General features: G+C 69.1%; 18 protein-coding genes. 12 read left to right on the forward strand and 6 right to left on the reverse strand.

Translation table 11 applies throughout. From position 1 onward, the window contains the following. Nucleotides 1-43: 43 nt before the first annotated feature. Together rsgA and aroA are read right to left on the reverse strand one after the other, a co-directional pair. The gene (gene rsgA, locus A5752_RS16455) at nucleotides 44-1021 is read right to left on the reverse strand and encodes a ribosome small subunit-dependent GTPase A (RefSeq protein ID WP_067087649.1); all 978 of its coding nucleotides are present in this window, start codon (nucleotides 1019-1021) and stop codon (nucleotides 44-46) included. Continuing rightward, nucleotides 1018-2337 carry a 3-phosphoshikimate 1-carboxyvinyltransferase gene (gene aroA / locus A5752_RS16460; protein ID WP_067087651.1) on the reverse strand — a complete coding sequence of 440 codons (1320 nt, stop codon included), beginning with the start codon at nucleotides 2335-2337 and terminating at the stop codon, nucleotides 1018-1020. Before aroA ends, rsgA begins: the two co-directional genes overlap by 4 nt. Nucleotides 2338-2381: 44 nt before the next feature. Between aroA and A5752_RS16465 the strand changes: the two genes are divergently transcribed. The 8 genes from A5752_RS16465 to A5752_RS16500 all read left to right on the forward strand — a co-directional run bounded on the left by A5752_RS16465 (nucleotide 2382) and on the right by A5752_RS16500 (nucleotide 8355). Then, nucleotides 2382-3152 (forward strand): SOS response-associated peptidase, encoded by a 771-nt coding sequence (locus tag A5752_RS16465; RefSeq protein WP_067087714.1) that lies wholly within the window; start codon nucleotides 2382-2384, stop codon nucleotides 3150-3152. Further along, nucleotides 3149-4684 carry a DUF7782 domain-containing protein gene (locus A5752_RS16470; RefSeq protein WP_067087653.1) on the forward strand — a complete coding sequence of 512 codons (1536 nt, stop codon included), beginning with the start codon at nucleotides 3149-3151 and terminating at the stop codon, nucleotides 4682-4684. The genes A5752_RS16465 and A5752_RS16470 overlap by 4 nt, the downstream gene beginning before the upstream one ends. A gap of 41 nt (nucleotides 4685-4725) precedes the next feature. Further along, entirely contained in the window at nucleotides 4726-5319 is a 594-nt protein-coding gene (locus A5752_RS16475; protein WP_067087655.1) for a TetR/AcrR family transcriptional regulator, read from the forward strand. Further along, the gene (locus tag A5752_RS16480; RefSeq protein ID WP_067087657.1) at nucleotides 5316-6143 is read left to right on the forward strand and encodes an enoyl-CoA hydratase/isomerase family protein; all 828 of its coding nucleotides are present in this window, start codon (nucleotides 5316-5318) and stop codon (nucleotides 6141-6143) included. Before A5752_RS16475 ends, A5752_RS16480 begins: the two co-directional genes overlap by 4 nt. Before the next feature lie 103 nt (nucleotides 6144-6246). Next, the gene (locus A5752_RS16485; protein ID WP_231983437.1) at nucleotides 6247-6468 is read left to right on the forward strand and encodes a hypothetical protein; all 222 of its coding nucleotides are present in this window, start codon (nucleotides 6247-6249) and stop codon (nucleotides 6466-6468) included. Then, a complete protein-coding gene (locus tag A5752_RS16490) occupies nucleotides 6465-7328 on the forward strand; it encodes an oxygenase MpaB family protein (protein ID WP_067087659.1) in 864 nt (287 codons plus the stop codon). Before A5752_RS16485 ends, A5752_RS16490 begins: the two co-directional genes overlap by 4 nt. Then, nucleotides 7325-7573, forward strand: coding sequence for a hypothetical protein (locus A5752_RS16495; RefSeq protein ID WP_156613933.1), 249 nt, complete (start codon nucleotides 7325-7327; stop codon nucleotides 7571-7573). The genes A5752_RS16490 and A5752_RS16495 overlap by 4 nt, the downstream gene beginning before the upstream one ends. Before the next feature lie 32 nt (nucleotides 7574-7605). After that, nucleotides 7606-8355 (forward strand): YqjF family protein, encoded by a 750-nt coding sequence (locus A5752_RS16500; RefSeq protein WP_067087660.1) that lies wholly within the window; start codon nucleotides 7606-7608, stop codon nucleotides 8353-8355. On the opposite strand, the gene A5752_RS16505 is transcribed toward A5752_RS16500, so the two are convergent. Continuing rightward, on the reverse strand, nucleotides 8356-9213 hold the full coding sequence (locus A5752_RS16505; RefSeq protein WP_082963926.1) for an SDR family oxidoreductase: 858 nt from the start codon (nucleotides 9211-9213) through the stop codon (nucleotides 8356-8358). It abuts the gene before it with no gap. 83 nt (nucleotides 9214-9296) lie between these two features. After that, nucleotides 9297-9785 carry an aminoacyl-tRNA deacylase gene (locus A5752_RS16510; protein ID WP_067087665.1) on the reverse strand — a complete coding sequence of 163 codons (489 nt, stop codon included), beginning with the start codon at nucleotides 9783-9785 and terminating at the stop codon, nucleotides 9297-9299. Between the two features lie 242 nt (nucleotides 9786-10027). Here A5752_RS16510 and A5752_RS16515 point away from each other — a divergent pair, with 242 nt between their 5' ends. Both A5752_RS16515 and rsrA read left to right on the forward strand, forming a co-directional pair. Then, nucleotides 10028-10678: a sigma-70 family RNA polymerase sigma factor gene (locus tag A5752_RS16515; protein WP_197500652.1), complete on the forward strand. Its 651-nt coding sequence runs from the start codon at nucleotides 10028-10030 to the stop codon at nucleotides 10676-10678. Between the two features lie 44 nt (nucleotides 10679-10722). After that, complete coding sequence (gene rsrA / locus A5752_RS16520; protein ID WP_231967412.1) at nucleotides 10723-10980, forward strand: mycothiol system anti-sigma-R factor; 258 nt, start codon at nucleotides 10723-10725, stop codon at nucleotides 10978-10980. Between the two features lie 24 nt (nucleotides 10981-11004). Here rsrA and A5752_RS28315 read toward each other — a convergent pair whose 3' ends face one another. Beyond that, the gene (locus A5752_RS28315) at nucleotides 11005-11097 is read right to left on the reverse strand and encodes a 50S ribosomal protein bL37 (protein ID WP_003882799.1); all 93 of its coding nucleotides are present in this window, start codon (nucleotides 11095-11097) and stop codon (nucleotides 11005-11007) included. A gap of 155 nt (nucleotides 11098-11252) precedes the next feature. On the opposite strand from A5752_RS28315, the gene A5752_RS16525 reads away from it, so the two are divergent. Both A5752_RS16525 and A5752_RS16530 read left to right on the forward strand, forming a co-directional pair. Further along, nucleotides 11253-11468, forward strand: a complete 216-nt coding sequence (locus A5752_RS16525) for a biotin/lipoyl-binding carrier protein (protein WP_043414713.1) — start codon at nucleotides 11253-11255, stop codon at nucleotides 11466-11468. 40 nt (nucleotides 11469-11508) lie between these two features. Further along, a complete protein-coding gene (locus A5752_RS16530) occupies nucleotides 11509-12996 on the forward strand; it encodes a sensor histidine kinase (protein WP_067087670.1) in 1488 nt (495 codons plus the stop codon). 116 nt (nucleotides 12997-13112) lie between these two features. On the opposite strand, the gene whiB1 is transcribed toward A5752_RS16530, so the two are convergent. Continuing rightward, nucleotides 13113-13367 (reverse strand): transcriptional regulator WhiB1, encoded by a 255-nt coding sequence (gene whiB1 / locus A5752_RS16535; protein ID WP_014208822.1) that lies wholly within the window; start codon nucleotides 13365-13367, stop codon nucleotides 13113-13115. Between the last annotated feature and the right edge of the window lie 133 nt (nucleotides 13368-13500).

A 13500-nucleotide genomic window follows, 5' to 3' on the forward strand; every position in this document is an offset into this window, starting at 1 on the left:
CGCGGCGTGTCGTGTGCAAACACGGTCGCTCGCGCAGAAGGAGTCAGGCGTGGAGTGCCGACAGCAGTCGGCGGGTCGCGGCGACCCGGTCGAGCGCGGGGCCGGTCAACGTGTCGAGCGCGCACTCCGGATCGGCGGGCGGACCCATGTGCCCGCAGCCGCGCGGGCAGTCCTTGATCGCCTCGGCCAGATCGGAGAATGCCAGCAGCACATCGTCGGGCTCGATGTGCGCCAGCCCGAATGACCGGATACCGGGCGTGTCGATCACCCACCCCCCGACGTCCAGCGGCAGCGCGACCGACTGTGTCGACGTGTGCCTGCCCCGCCCGATGTCCGTCACCTCTCCGGTGGCCCGTTCGGCCTGCGGCACAAGGCGATTCACCAATGTCGACTTCCCGACGCCCGAGTGACCGAGCAGCACGGTGACCCGGTCGGCCAGCAGCGGGGCCACCGCATCGAGCGGGTCGTCGCGGCCCGCCGTGGTGATCGTCAGGTCGAGGTCGGCGAACTGCGCCGCGAACGGCTCCGGCGCCGCGAGGTCCGTCTTCGTCAGACAGAGGATCGGCTCGAGCCCACCGGCGTAGGCCGCGATCAACGCCCGTTCGACCAGCCCGGCGCGGGGTGGCGGGTCGGCCAGCGCGACGACAATCAGCAACTGGTCGGCGTTGGCGACGACGACGCGCTCGGTCGGATCGGTGTCATCGGCCGTGCGGCGCAACACCGTTCGCCGATCACCGCGCCGAACGATCCGGGCCAGTGTGTCCGGCCGCCCGGACAGGTCGCCCACGATGCCGACCTCGTCGCCGACGACGATCGGGGTGCGGCCCAATTCGCGGGCGCGCATCGCGACGGCGCGGTGGTCCGGGTCACCGCCGAGCGCGCATCCCCACCGCCCCCGGTCGACGGTCACCACCATCGCTTCCTGCGCGTCGGCGTGGTCGGGCCGAATCTTGGTCCGCGGCCGCGAGCCTCGGCCGGGCCGCACCCGGACGTCGGACTCGTCGTACTCGCGTCGGCTCAAGCCCGGTCGACCTCCGGCGTCTGCCCCGCAAGCATGTCGGCCCACAACTGGGGGAATTCGGGCAGCGTCTTGGCGGTGGTCTCGATGTCCTCCACGGTGACGTCGGGCACCCGCAGCCCGATGATCGCACCCGCGGTGGCCATCCGGTGATCGGCGTACGACCGCCACAATCCGCCGTGCAGTGGGCGCGCCGTGATCACCAGCCCGTCCGCGGTCTCCTCGCACTGACCGCCGAGGCCGTTGATCTCCGCCGACAATGCTGCGAGCCGGTCGGTTTCGTGTCCGCGCAGATGCGCGATGCCCGACAGCTTCGACACGGATTCGGGCGTGGCCAGGGCGGCCAGCGCGGCCACCGCGGGCGTGAGCTCGCCGACCTCGTGCAGGTCCACATCGATACCGCCGTAGAACTCGGCGCCACACACCTCGAGGTAGGTATCACCATGCCGCACAACCGATCCGAGCTTCTTGAGGATCGCGATGATGGCGTCGGCCGGCTGGGTGCTCGCCTTCGGCCAGCCGGTCAACCGCACGGTTCCCCCGCTGACCACCGCGGCCGCGAGGAACGGCACAGCGTTGGACAGGTCGGGTTCGATGTCCCAGTGCCGCGCGGCCACCGGTCCCGGAGACACCCGCCACTGGTTGTCGCGGCGGTCGTCGACGTCGACTCCGGCGTCGCGCAGCATCGCGACCGTCATCGCCACATGCGGCGCCGACGGTACGGTTTCGCCGGTGTGCACGACGGTCAGCCCGTCGCGAAAGCTCGCCCCGGACAGCAGCAATCCGGAGACGAACTGCGATGAACCCGACGCGTCGATCTCCACCGTCCCGCCGGAGACCGACCCATCGCCCCGCACCGCGAAGGGCAGCCCGTCGCCGTCGATGTCGACACCCAGGCCGCGCATCGCATCGAGAAGCGGCGCGATCGGGCGGGCGCGTGCCTGTTCGTCACCGTCGAACGTGACCGTCGCGGTGCCCAGGGCCGCCAGCGGCGGCACGAACCGCAGCACCGTGCCTGCCAGCCCGCAATCGATGCGCGCACCGTCGCGCGGTGCGATCCGCCCGCTCACGCGTAGCTCGTCGGCGTGGCCCTCGACCGTCACGCCGAGCGCCTGCAGCGCGCCGATCATCAGGTCGGTGTCGCGGCTGCGCAGCGCGCCGCTGAGCGTCGATTCGCCGTTCGCCGTGGCCAACGCCGCCAACACGAGCGCACGGTTCGTCTGCGACTTCGAGCCGGGCACGGTGACCGTGGCGTGCACCGGCGTCGACGCTTGCGGTGCCGGCCAGGCCTGACGTTCTTGGTGTCCGGGGGCGCTCACCGCTCCATCTTCCCCTGTCGGCTTCGCGTGCCACCATGGGATTCATGTGTGGACGTTTCGCAGTCACCACCGACCCGGCGCTGTTGGCCGAGAAGATCAAGGCGATCGACGAGACCACGTCGGCCACCTCCGACGGTAAGGACGGCTCGGGGCCCAACTACAACGTCGCGCCCACCACGACCGTCACCACGGTGGTCAAGCGCCACAGCGAACCCGACGACGACGCCACTCGTCGGCTGCGCTCGATGCGATGGGGCTTGGTGCCGCCGTGGGCGAAGGCCACGCAGGACGGCAGCCCCGAGACCAAGGGGCCGCTACTGATCAACGCCCGGTCGGACAAGCTGACCACCTCGCCGGTGTTCCGGAATCCCGCGAAGGGCAAGCGGTGCCTGGTGCCGATGGACGGCTGGTACGAGTGGCTGAAAAAGGGAGAGGGAAGGGCTCCGAAAATTCCCTACTTCATGTACGCCGGCGACGGCGAGCCGCTGTTCATGGCGGGACTGTGGTCGACGTGGCGACCGAAGGAGGCGGCCAAGGATGCCAAACCGCTGCTCAGTTGCACGATCATCACCACCGACGCCGCCGGTCCGCTGGCCGAGATCCACGACCGGATGCCGCTGACGATCAGCGAACGCGATTGGGACCACTGGCTCGATCCCGACGCCCCGATCGACAAGGGGCTGTTGCGCGGCCACGGTGACCTCGACCGGATCGAGATCCGTGAGGTGTCGCGGCTGGTGAACAGCGTGCGCAACAACGGCCCCGAGCTGATCGAGCCCGTCGAACCCCAGGCCGAACAAGGCACCATGCTTTGACGCAGCCGGACCCGCCCGGCCCGTTGTCCGATGTCGCGGTCGTCGACGCGCTGGCCGCCGACCTGCGCAGCGCCGGCTACACCACCGATGGGGTGGCCGCCCTGCTCGGCGCCGGCGTCGACGCGGCGTTCGCCAGGGGAGTGTGGTGGCCGGCTCTGCGGGAAACCGCCCGCGCCCTCGACAGCGGAACTCCGCAGCAGCGGCGCCTGGCGGTGTTGGTGCGCCTGCTGTTGCTGGGCTCCGACGAGCCCGCCGAGTACGTCGCAATGGCGCTGCCAAGTGTCGGCCTCGACGCATTGGCAGTCAGCGGCGCGGTGGAGGCGACGGCCGAGGGGCTGCTGCGCGCCGCCCTGGACATCCGGCCGCACGGCGACGGCGTCAACGACTTCTTCGTGGTCTCGGACCTGGACGCCGCGATGCGCCCGGGGCCGGTGCGCCGCGATCACGTCCTCGGCATCGGCGGCGCGTCGGTCTCGCTGGCGCGGGCCGTGGTGCGCACGCCGGCCGCCCGCGCGCTCGACCTCGGCACCGGATGCGGGGTGCAGGCGCTTCACCTCGACGGTCACTGCGCGCAGATCGTGGCCACCGACACCAACGCCCGCGCGCTCGCGCTCGCCGCGGCGACCGCGCGGCTCAACGGTATGTCCTGGGATCTGCGGCGCGGCAGTCTTTTCGAGCCGGTGACCGGTGAGCGCTTCGACCTCATCGTGTCCAATCCGCCGTTCGTCGTGGGCGCCGGTGACCGCGACTACATCTACCGCGACTCGGGCCTCGCCGGAGACGCCCTGTGTCGCAACCTGATCGAGCAGGTCGGCGCACACCTGGAGCCGGGCGGCACCGCGGTGGTCATGGCGAACTGGATCGTTCGCGAGGGCGAGGATTGGCGCGACCGGGTGCGCGACTGGCTCGCCGGCACCGGCCTGCACGCCTGGGTCGTGCAGCGCGAGCTCGCCGATCCGGTCAGCTATGTGTCGCTGTGGACGGCTGACGCCGGCGAGGAACCCGAACAGGCCGCGCGTCGCGGAGGGCAGTGGCTCGACTGGTTCGCCGAGGAGCGCATCACCGGCATCGGGATGGGCGTGATCGCGCTGCGCGCACCGCGCTTCGGTGAGCACCGCCCGCCCGACCACGTCCTCGAGGAGATCACCGGATCCGACGAGGCGCCCACCGGCGACGAGGTCGACGCGTTCTTCGCCCGCCGCGAATACCTGCACGACACCAGCGATGACGGACTGCTCGCCGTGAGGCTGTCCACCGCGCCGGTGTTCCTCGACGAGCAGTCCCTGCCGGGCCCCGACGGTTGGCAGGTCGTCGGCGCGGCGGTGCGGCGGCCCGGTGGGCCCGGTGCCGTCATCGGCGTCGACGAAATCGGGCGCGCGCTGTTGGCCGGATGTCGAGGCGAGGTGCCGTTGGGCACGCTGATCGCGATGCTGGCCGCCGCTCACGGTGTGGACGCCGACGCGCTGGCGCAAGCCGCGCTTCCCCTCGTACGAGAGGCGATCGGCCGCGGGATTCTCTACCAGTCCCACTGAGCCTTGACAGAGGATTCCTCGGTTCAACTAGAGTAATCCTCGTGCCGTCGAACACGCGTCCCGATGCACGGAGCCGGCTACTGGAGGTCGCACGTCGCCGCTTCGCGTCCGACGGCGCGCTCTCGGCCACGCTCGACGAGGTGCGCCGCGAAGCCGAGGTGAGCGTCGGTGCGCTGTATCATCATTTCCCCGACAAGCTTTCGCTCGCGACCGCCGTGTTCGCCCAGTTGCTCGGCGAATACCAGGCCGGGTTCGTGACGATGTTGCGCGGACACGACACCGCCGAAGGCGGCATCCGCGGCGGCGTCGCCTACCACCTGCGATGGGTGTCGGCGCACCGCGGCGAGGCCGGCCTGCTGCTCGGCCCGCGACTCGAGAGCGCCGAACTGCGCGCGAACAACGACGCCTTCTTCGCCGCGGTCCGCGACTGGTGGCGCCCACACCACCGCTACGGCGCGCTACAACCCATGCAGCCCGGGGTGACGGCGGCGCTGTGGCTCGGCCCCGCGCAGGAGTACAGCCGGTACTGGGTTGCAGCAGGAGCGAAACGGATACCGCCGGGGACTATCGAGATCTTCGCCGGCGCCGCGTGGACGGCGTTGCGCGCCAACGAGACCGAGGAGGTTCGCTCATGACCGATTCGCTGTACCGATCGATGGTGGCCCGCGGTGACGACGCCGACGCTCCGGTGCGGGTACGCGTCGAGCACCGCGGGGACAGGGCCGTGGTCACGCTCGACGAGCCGCGGCGGCTCAACGTGCTGTCCGCCCCGCTGGTGCGACAACTGCGGCGCGCCCTGACCGACCTCGACGCGGACCCGGACGTGCGTTCGGTGGTGCTCACCGGCGCCGATCCCGGCTTCAGCGCGGGAGGTGACCTGAAGATGATGGACGCGGCGATCGACCAACTCGGCGCCGAGGAGGGCGCGGCCGACATCTGGCGCTGGATCCGGCGCGAATTCGGCGGTATCGCGCGGTTGATCGCGGGCTCCGAGACGATCTTCGTCGCGGCGCTCAACGGCGCGGCGGCGGGCGTCGGGCTGGCCTGGGCGCTGACGTGCGACCTCGTGATCGCCAGCGAGCGCGCCGTCGTCGTGCCCGCATTCGGCAAGCTCGGGCTGATCCCCGAGGTCGGCACCAGTTGGGCGCTGACCCGGCGCCTGGGCTACCAGGGTGCGCTGGCCTACTACCTGCGCGGTGAGCACATCGACGCGCGCGAGGCGCAGCGACTGGGCCTCGTGCAGGAGGTCGTCGAGCACGATCGCCTGCTCGCTGCCGCCGACGGGTGGTGCTCGCGGATCGGCGCCATGCCGCCGCACGCGGTCGCAATGACCAAACCGCTGTTGCGGGCGGCCGCCGATGCCGACTGGGCCGATGCGCTCACCTTGGAGGAGTTCGCCGAACCGTCGTGTTTCACCACCGCCGCCTTCGCAGGCAGCGTGCGATCGATGCTGTCCTGAGCCCGCTGCGGGCCCGATGCCCCTCCGAATATTTCCCGCATTTGCCTGATCAGCTCGGAATGGGCGTTAACATAGTGCGGACAGGTCGAGTCAGGGGGTCGGTGTGGTCGGTGCGGTGAAGAAGGTCTTGAGCTTCGAGATGACCCTCGCCGAATGGATCGGCACCGGGCTCATCCTCGCCGCACCCTACGTCGTGGTCGGCATCGGCTGGACGGCCCTGCGCCTGGACCGACTCGATGGCAGCGGGCTCACCTGGCTGGTCCAGTTGATCGGCTCCGTCGCGTTCTGGCCCGCGCTCGTCTTCTCGGCGGTGTGCGTCGGATGACGGACCGCTACCGCATCTCCGCCCGGCGCCGCACCGCCCGATGGGACCCCGAGGCGGAGGTCACCGCCGCGGAGGCGATGGACTTCTGGGCGTTCGCCGCGGGCGCCGCCAACGTCGTCATGCAGCTGTCCTGGCCGGAGGTCGGCTACGGCGTCGCGGAGAGCAAGGTCGACTCCGGGAACCTGCTCAAGCATCCGTGGAAGCGGGCGCGGACGACGTTCCAGTACCTCGCCGTGGCGGTGCTCGGCACGGCCGATGACCGCGTGGCGTTCCGCGAGGCCGTCAACACCTCGCACCGGCACGTCAAGTCGACCGACGAGAGCCCGGTGCGGTACAACGCCTTCGACCGGGACCTGCAGATGTGGGTGGCCGCTTGCCTTTTCGTCGGCCTGGAGGACACTTATCAGCTCCTGCGCGGGGAGATGACACCGCAGCAGGCCCAGCAGTTTTATCGCTCCGCGTGGCCGCTGGGCACCACGCTGCAGGTCACCGAGGACCAGTGGCCGCCGACCCGCGCCGAGTTCGACGACTACTGGCGGACCGCGTGCGAACGGGTCAAGATCGACGACCAGGTCCGCGGGTACCTGATGCACATGCTCGACCTACGCATGATCAATCCGCTTCTGGGGCTGCCGTTCCGCCCACTGCTGAAATTCCTGACCGCCGGGTTCCTCGCGCCGGTCTTCCGCGAACAGATGGGCTTGCGCTGGAGCGGGTTCCGCCAGTTCCTCTTCGAATCGCTGTTCCTCACAGTCGCTTTCGTCAACCGTTTCATGCCGGTGTTCATTCGCCAGGGTGGCAGCTATGTGCTGCTCGGCGACGTCCGCCGCCGGGTCCGCGCGCACAAGGCGCTGGTGTGACCGCGCTGCGCCGCCTGCTCAGTCGTCGCATCAGCGTCGAGGCGATGCTCGAACTCGGAATGTGGCTGGCGATCCCGTACCTGTTGATCGGCTTGGTGTGGGCGTTCTTCGACGCCGAGCAGGTGCAGCTCATCGACACCGCGTTCCGCACCCGGATCCCGGCCGGTTCGGACATCGGCGCGTTCATGGCGACAGCGCTGTTCTGGCCGGCCAACCTGGTCGGCTTCGAACTCTGCGTTCCCTGACGATCGCGTGACCGCGATGTCACGATGAGCCGATGACGGGCCCGATCGACGACGACGCGCCGGCGGGGTACCCCGTCGTCGCCGGTACGGTGCCGCGACCGGTCTTCTCCCAACAACGTTGGTGCGACCTGACTTTCCTGCACTGGCCGGTGCGCCCGGACACGGTCGCCTCGCTCTACCCGCCGGGCACCCGCCCCGACGTCTTCGGCGACGGGCTCACCTACGTCGGACTCGTGCCGTTCCGGATGCGCGGTACGACGCTCGGGCGCGCTGTGCCGCTGCCGTACCTCGGCACCTTCGCCGAGACCAACGTCCGGTTGTACTCGATCGACGAGTCGGGGCGCCACGGCGTGGTGTTCCGTTCGCTGGAGACCGCCCGGTTGGCGGTCGTCCCCACGCTGCGCCTCGCCCTCGGCATCCCGTACACCTGGGCGAAGATGGGCATCGACAGGACGGCCGACACCATCACCTACACCAGCGAGCGGCGGTGGCCGCACCGCGGATTGCGCAGCGTCGTCACCGTGCGCGTCGGCGAGGTGGTGACACCCACCCCGCTGGAGGTGTGGCTGACCGCCCGCTGGGGCGCGCACACCCGCAAGGCGGGCCGCACGTGGTGGGTGCCCAACGAACACGACCCGTGGCCGCTGTGCGCCGCCGAAATCATCGGCCTGCGCGACGATCTCGTCGCCGCCGCCGGAGTCACCCCCGCGGGCCCGATGCTGCGGGCGCTGTTCACGACGGGCGTGCGGGCGCGGTTCGGGCGCCCGTGCGTCGTCGCCTGACTACGGACCCGTGTATCCGGGCGGATTGGGGGTGTCCACCCAGAGGTCGACACCCAATTCCGCACCGGGAACGCAGTTGTACACCGACAGGTCGGTCACCCCGGAGTCCAGCAACACGTCCTCGCACAGCAGCGACTGCCCGGTGAACTCGCGCGCGGGCTTGGTGAGGACCATGTACGCCGCGTCGGCGTAGACGTCGGGCTTGCGGGCGCGGCCCATCGCCTCGTCGCCACCCAACAGGTTCTGCACGGCCGCCGTGGCCACCAGCGTGCGCGGCCACAACGTGTTCGAGGCGATGCCGGCGTCGCGCATCTCCTCGGCGATCGCCAACGCGCACAACGACATTCCGTACTTGGCCATCATGTAGGCGGTGGGCTTGAGCCACTGGGGCTCAAGGCGAACCGGCGGCGACAGCGTCAGGATGTGCGGGTTCTCCCGGCCCATCATGTGCGGGATGCACGCCGCCGAGACCGCATAGGTGCCGCGCACCTGGATGCCGTTCATCAGGTCGAACCGCTTCAGGGGCACGTCGGTGATCGAACCCAGGTTGATCGCCGAGGCGTTGTTGACGCAGATGTCGATGCCGCCGAACTGCTCGACGGTCTTGGCGACCGCCGCTTCCACCGAGTCACCGTCGCGGATGTCGCCGACGATCGGCAGCGCCTGCCCGCCGGCTTCCTCGAGTTCCTTGGCCGCGGTGTAGACCGTGCCCGGCAGTTTGGGGTGGGGCTCGGCCGTTTTCGCGATCAATGCGATGTTGGCGCCGTCGGCGGCCGCGCGCTTGGCGATCGCCAGGCCGATGCCGCGGCTCGCGCCGGAGATGAACATGGTTTTCCCGGACAACGCTGCTTGTGCCATGCGTCTCACCCTAGAGCCGCGAAACGGTAGTCCAGCAGGCCCCTGCTCGGCTTTTCTCTGCCGGAAGACGGTTTCGCGGACCGTCAGGCACAGATGTCGGCGGTGACGGCGTCGGTCAGCCGGACGAGGTCCTGCGGCGCCACCGCGACGTCCCAGCCGCGTTTGCCTGCGCTGCACAGCACCCGGTCCCAGGCCAGCGCGCTCTCGTCGACGACCGTCGGCAGGGGCGTGCGCTGGCCCAGCGGGGAGATGCCGCCGATCACATAGCCCGTCGACCGCTCGGCCGCCGCGCGTTCGGCCATCGTGGCCTTGGGCACGCCCAGGGCGGCCGCGGCCGCCTTGAGCGAGAGCTTGGCCGGCACCGGCAGCACCGCGACGCCGAGGCCCTTGGGCAGCGTGAGCACCAGCGTCTTGAGGACCTGCGCGGGCTCGACGCCCTCGGACTTCGCGAGCGCGTCCACGGCCTCGTCGCCGAACGACGCGTTGCGAGGGTCGTGGCGGTACCGCAGGACCTCGTGCGCGACGTCGGCGGCCAGCAGGGCCGCAATCGCCGGAGTTGCTGCGCGTGGCACCGCGTCAGCCTAGTGCGATGCGCGTACGTCGCGATTCGGGGAACAACCGGGGCCCGTGCCGCTGTTATTGACGGTGGCTGTACCGCGGCGAAGGTTCGCGGACAGAAAACATGTCGGTCTCAACCTCTAGGATGAGTGAAGGGGGTCAGGTGCCAACGCTGGCCATGGACTTTCCAGTGCTCTCGATGGATCTATCGGGATTGTTCGCTGGCACCGCGACAGAAGGGACGGTGTTCCCCACGATGACCGACTCCGACGGGTCAACGCGAGATTCGACGCCGGAGGCTCCGCAGGAGACCGACGCCGAACTGACCGCGCGATTCGAGCGCGACGCGATTCCGCTGCTCGACCAGCTCTACGGCGGCGCGCTGCGGATGACGCGCAACCCCGCCGACGCCGAGGACCTGTTGCAGGAAACCATGGTCAAGGCCTACGCCGGCTTCCGTTCCTTCCGCGAGGGCACCAATCTCAAGGCGTGGCTGTACCGCATCCTGACCAATACCTACATCAACAGCTACCGCAAGAAGCAGCGCCAGCCGGCCGAGTACCCCACCGAGGAGATCACCGACTGGCAGCTGGCGGCCAACGCCGAGCATTCCTCGACCGGATTGCGCTCGGCGGAGGTCGAGGCGCTCGAGGCGCTGCCGGACAGTGAGATCAAGGAAGCGTTGCAGGCGTTACCCGAGGACTTCAGGATGGCCGTGTACTACGCCGACGTCGAAGGCTTCCCATACAAGGAGATCGCCGAGATCATGGACACGCCGATAGGCACAGTGATGTCCCGGCTGCACCGGGGCAGGCGACAGCTCCGTGACTTGCTGAGCGACGTGGCCCGCGACCGCGGGTTCATCCGGGGAGAGCAGATGGACACACCCGAGGAGGTCTCGTCGTGAGCTCGTTCTCTGACGATGAGCGATGGCAGCCCCCCGTCGGCCCGATCGACCCCGAACATCCCGAATGTGCCGCGGTCATCGCCGAGGTGTGGACGTTGCTGGACGGCGAATGCACCCCTGAAACGCGCGACAAGCTGCGCCATCACCTCGAGGCATGCCCCGCATGCCTGCGGCACTACGGTGTCGAGGAGCGGGTCAAGAACCTGATCGCGAAGAAGTGTGGGGGCGAGAAGGCCCCGGACAGCCTGCGTGAGCGGCTGCGCATCGAGATCAGCCGCACCACCATCATCCGGCGCGGTTAACGCCGGAGATCACCTCTGGGCGCGTCAGCGCACCGACTTCGAACCGGCGTTGGGCCGCTTGCCGTGATTGGCCTTCGAGTGCTTGCGGTCACGCTTCTTACGGCCACGCTTGGCCATGGTCTACCTCCGAATGCTCTGCGGGATTGCTCGGCCCGTATCCACCGGGCACGTTCAAACCATTGTCTCATGACCCGGCGACAGCGCTGACAAGCCGGTCGTGTGGTTCGATGTATGCCGAAACGCATACGGCAGCGAAGAGTAATGGGGTGATGATGGCCGAGGACGTTCGCGCTGAGATCGTGGCCAGTGTGCTCGAGGTCGTGGTGAGCGAGGGCGATCAGATCGGCGAGGGGGACACCCTGGTGCTGCTGGAGTCGATGAAGATGGAGATTCCGGTGCTGGCCGAGGTCGCGGGCACCGTCAGCAAGGTCAGCGTCTCGGTCGGCGACGTCATCCAGGCCGGCGATCTCATCGCGGTGATCAGCTGATCAGCGCGGCCTCGTGACACCCCGCCGGAAGTAGTTCGCGATGTCGACCCTCGGTGACCTGCTCGCCGAGCACACCATGCTGCCCGGCAATGCGGTCGACCATCTGCACGCAGTGGTGGGCGAGTGGCAGTTGCTCGCCGACCTGTCCTTTGCCGACTACCTGATGTGGGTGCGCCGCGACGACGGCGCCCTGGTCTGCGTGGCCCAGGTGCGGCCGAACACCGCCCCGACGGTGCTGCTGGCCGACGCGGTCAGCACGCTGGCCGACGCCGATGCGATGCCGGTTGTGACCGCGGCCTTCACCAGGGGCGACATCGTCGTGGGAGACGGTGCGGGACAACAGGTTTCCCCTGGGCTCAACGTGGAAGCCGTCCCCGTGCGGTACAAGGACGAGGTCGTCGCGGTGCTGACCCATCAGACCGCGCTGGCAGCCAGGAAGGCCAGCCCGTTGGAGTCGGCGTACCTCGACTGCGCGGGCGACTTGCTGCACATGCTCTCCGAAGGCACCTTCCCCAACGTCGGCGACATCGCGATGTCACGGTCGAGTCCACGCGTGGGCGACGGCTTCATCCGGCTCGACGAGGACGGCGTGGTCACCTTCGCGAGCCCCAACGCGATTTCGGCCTACCACCGGATGGGCCTGGCCGCCGAGCTGGGCGGCCACAACCTGGTCACCGTCACCCGTCCGCTCATCGGCGACCCGTTCGAGGCGCAGGAGCTGGCGAACCACGTGCGCGACTCGCTGGCGGGCGGATCGAGCATGCGCATGGAGGTCGACGCGGGCGGCGCGGCGGTGCTGATGCGCACCCTGCCGCTGGTGGTGCACGGCAAGCCCGTAGGCGCCGCGGTGCTGATCCGCGACGTGACTGAGGTCAAGCGTCGCGATCGGGCGCTGCTGTCGAAGGACGCCACGATCCGCGAGATCCACCACCGGGTGAAGAACAACTTGCAGACCGTCGCCGCACTGCTGCGACTGCAGGCCCGGCGCACCAACAACGACGAAGGCCGCGAGGCGCTGATGGAGTCGGTGCGACGGGTGTCGTCGATCGCTCTGGTGCACGACGCGCTGTCGATGTCGGTGGATGAGGAGGTCAACCTCGACGAGGTGGTCGACCGCATCCTGCCGATGATGAATGATGTTGCCGCCGTCGACAGCCCGATCCGCATCCACCGCGTCGGCGACCTCGGTGTGCTCGATGCCGACCGCGCCACCGCGCTGATCATGGTGATCACCGAGCTGGTGCAGAACGCGATCGAGCACGCCTTCGAACCCGGGGCCCGGGAGGGGAGCGTTACGATCCGGGCCGAACGGTCGGCGCGATGGCTGGACGTCGTCGTGCACGACGACGGCCGCGGGCTGCCCGACGGGTTCAGCCTGGAGAAGTCCGACCGGCTCGGCCTGCAGATCGTGCGGACGCTGGTGTCGGCGGAACTGGACGGGTCGCTGGGCATGCACGAGGTGCCGACCGGGGGGACCGACGTGGCGCTGCGGGTGCCGCTGGGCCGGCCGCGGCGTGCCGCGCAGTAGACAACCGCGCAATTCGCGAATCGGCCAATTGCGTCGCTAAATGGCTATTAGTGCATTGGCAGAAAAATACGGCCCCGACGAATGTCGGGGCCGTAGTTGTTTGGTTCTGGTGAAGCTCAGACTCCGCTGCGAGCCTTGGTGCGGGCGTTGCGACGCTTGAGCGCGCGACGCTCGTCCTCGCTCATGCCGCCCCAGACGCCAGCATCCTGTCCGGACTCCAAAGCCCAGGTCAGACACTCGGTGGTCACCGGGCAGCGGTTACAGACAAGCTTCGCGTCGGCGATCTGAGCGAGCGCCGGGCCGCTGTTTCCCACCGGGAAGAACAGTTCCGGATCCTCATCGCGACAGACCGCCTTGTGGCGCCAATCCATTAGATCAAACTCCTCGTCAGATACGTCACCTGTGCGCAGCACGACGCACGGCATTTTCTTCGGCTGTTTAACGCGTGCACATTGAATGTTTCTGCAACGTTGCTTCGATGCTTTCACAGGCTGGACAGATGTC

The sequence above is a fragment of the Mycobacterium sp. 852002-51961_SCH5331710 genome, assembly GCF_001665535.1.
Lineage (GTDB): Bacteria > Actinomycetota > Actinomycetes > Mycobacteriales > Mycobacteriaceae > Mycobacterium.

What these genes read in the sequence shown, in the direction of transcription:
- A5752_RS16465 (WP_067087714.1), top strand. Translation starts at nt 2,382, where the DNA reads ATGTGTGGACGTTTCGCAGTCACCACCGACCCGGCGCTGTTGGCCGAG.
- A5752_RS16480 (WP_067087657.1), top strand. Translation starts at nt 5,316, where the DNA reads ATGACCGATTCGCTGTACCGATCGATGGTGGCCCGCGGTGACGACGCC.
- A5752_RS16490 (WP_067087659.1), top strand. Translation starts at nt 6,465, where the DNA reads ATGACGGACCGCTACCGCATCTCCGCCCGGCGCCGCACCGCCCGATGG.
- A5752_RS16500 (WP_067087660.1), top strand. Translation starts at nt 7,606, where the DNA reads ATGACGGGCCCGATCGACGACGACGCGCCGGCGGGGTACCCCGTCGTC.
- A5752_RS16505 (WP_082963926.1), bottom strand. Translation starts at nt 9,213, where the DNA reads ATGGCACAAGCAGCGTTGTCCGGGAAAACCATGTTCATCTCCGGCGCG.
- A5752_RS16515 (WP_197500652.1), top strand. Translation starts at nt 10,028, where the DNA reads ATGACCGACTCCGACGGGTCAACGCGAGATTCGACGCCGGAGGCTCCG.
- A5752_RS28315 (WP_003882799.1), bottom strand. Translation starts at nt 11,097, where the DNA reads ATGGCCAAGCGTGGCCGTAAGAAGCGTGACCGCAAGCACTCGAAGGCC.
- A5752_RS16525 (WP_043414713.1), top strand. Translation starts at nt 11,253, where the DNA reads ATGGCCGAGGACGTTCGCGCTGAGATCGTGGCCAGTGTGCTCGAGGTC.
- A5752_RS16530 (WP_067087670.1), top strand. Translation starts at nt 11,509, where the DNA reads ATGTCGACCCTCGGTGACCTGCTCGCCGAGCACACCATGCTGCCCGGC.
- whiB1 (WP_014208822.1), bottom strand. Translation starts at nt 13,367, where the DNA reads ATGGATTGGCGCCACAAGGCGGTCTGTCGCGATGAGGATCCGGAACTG.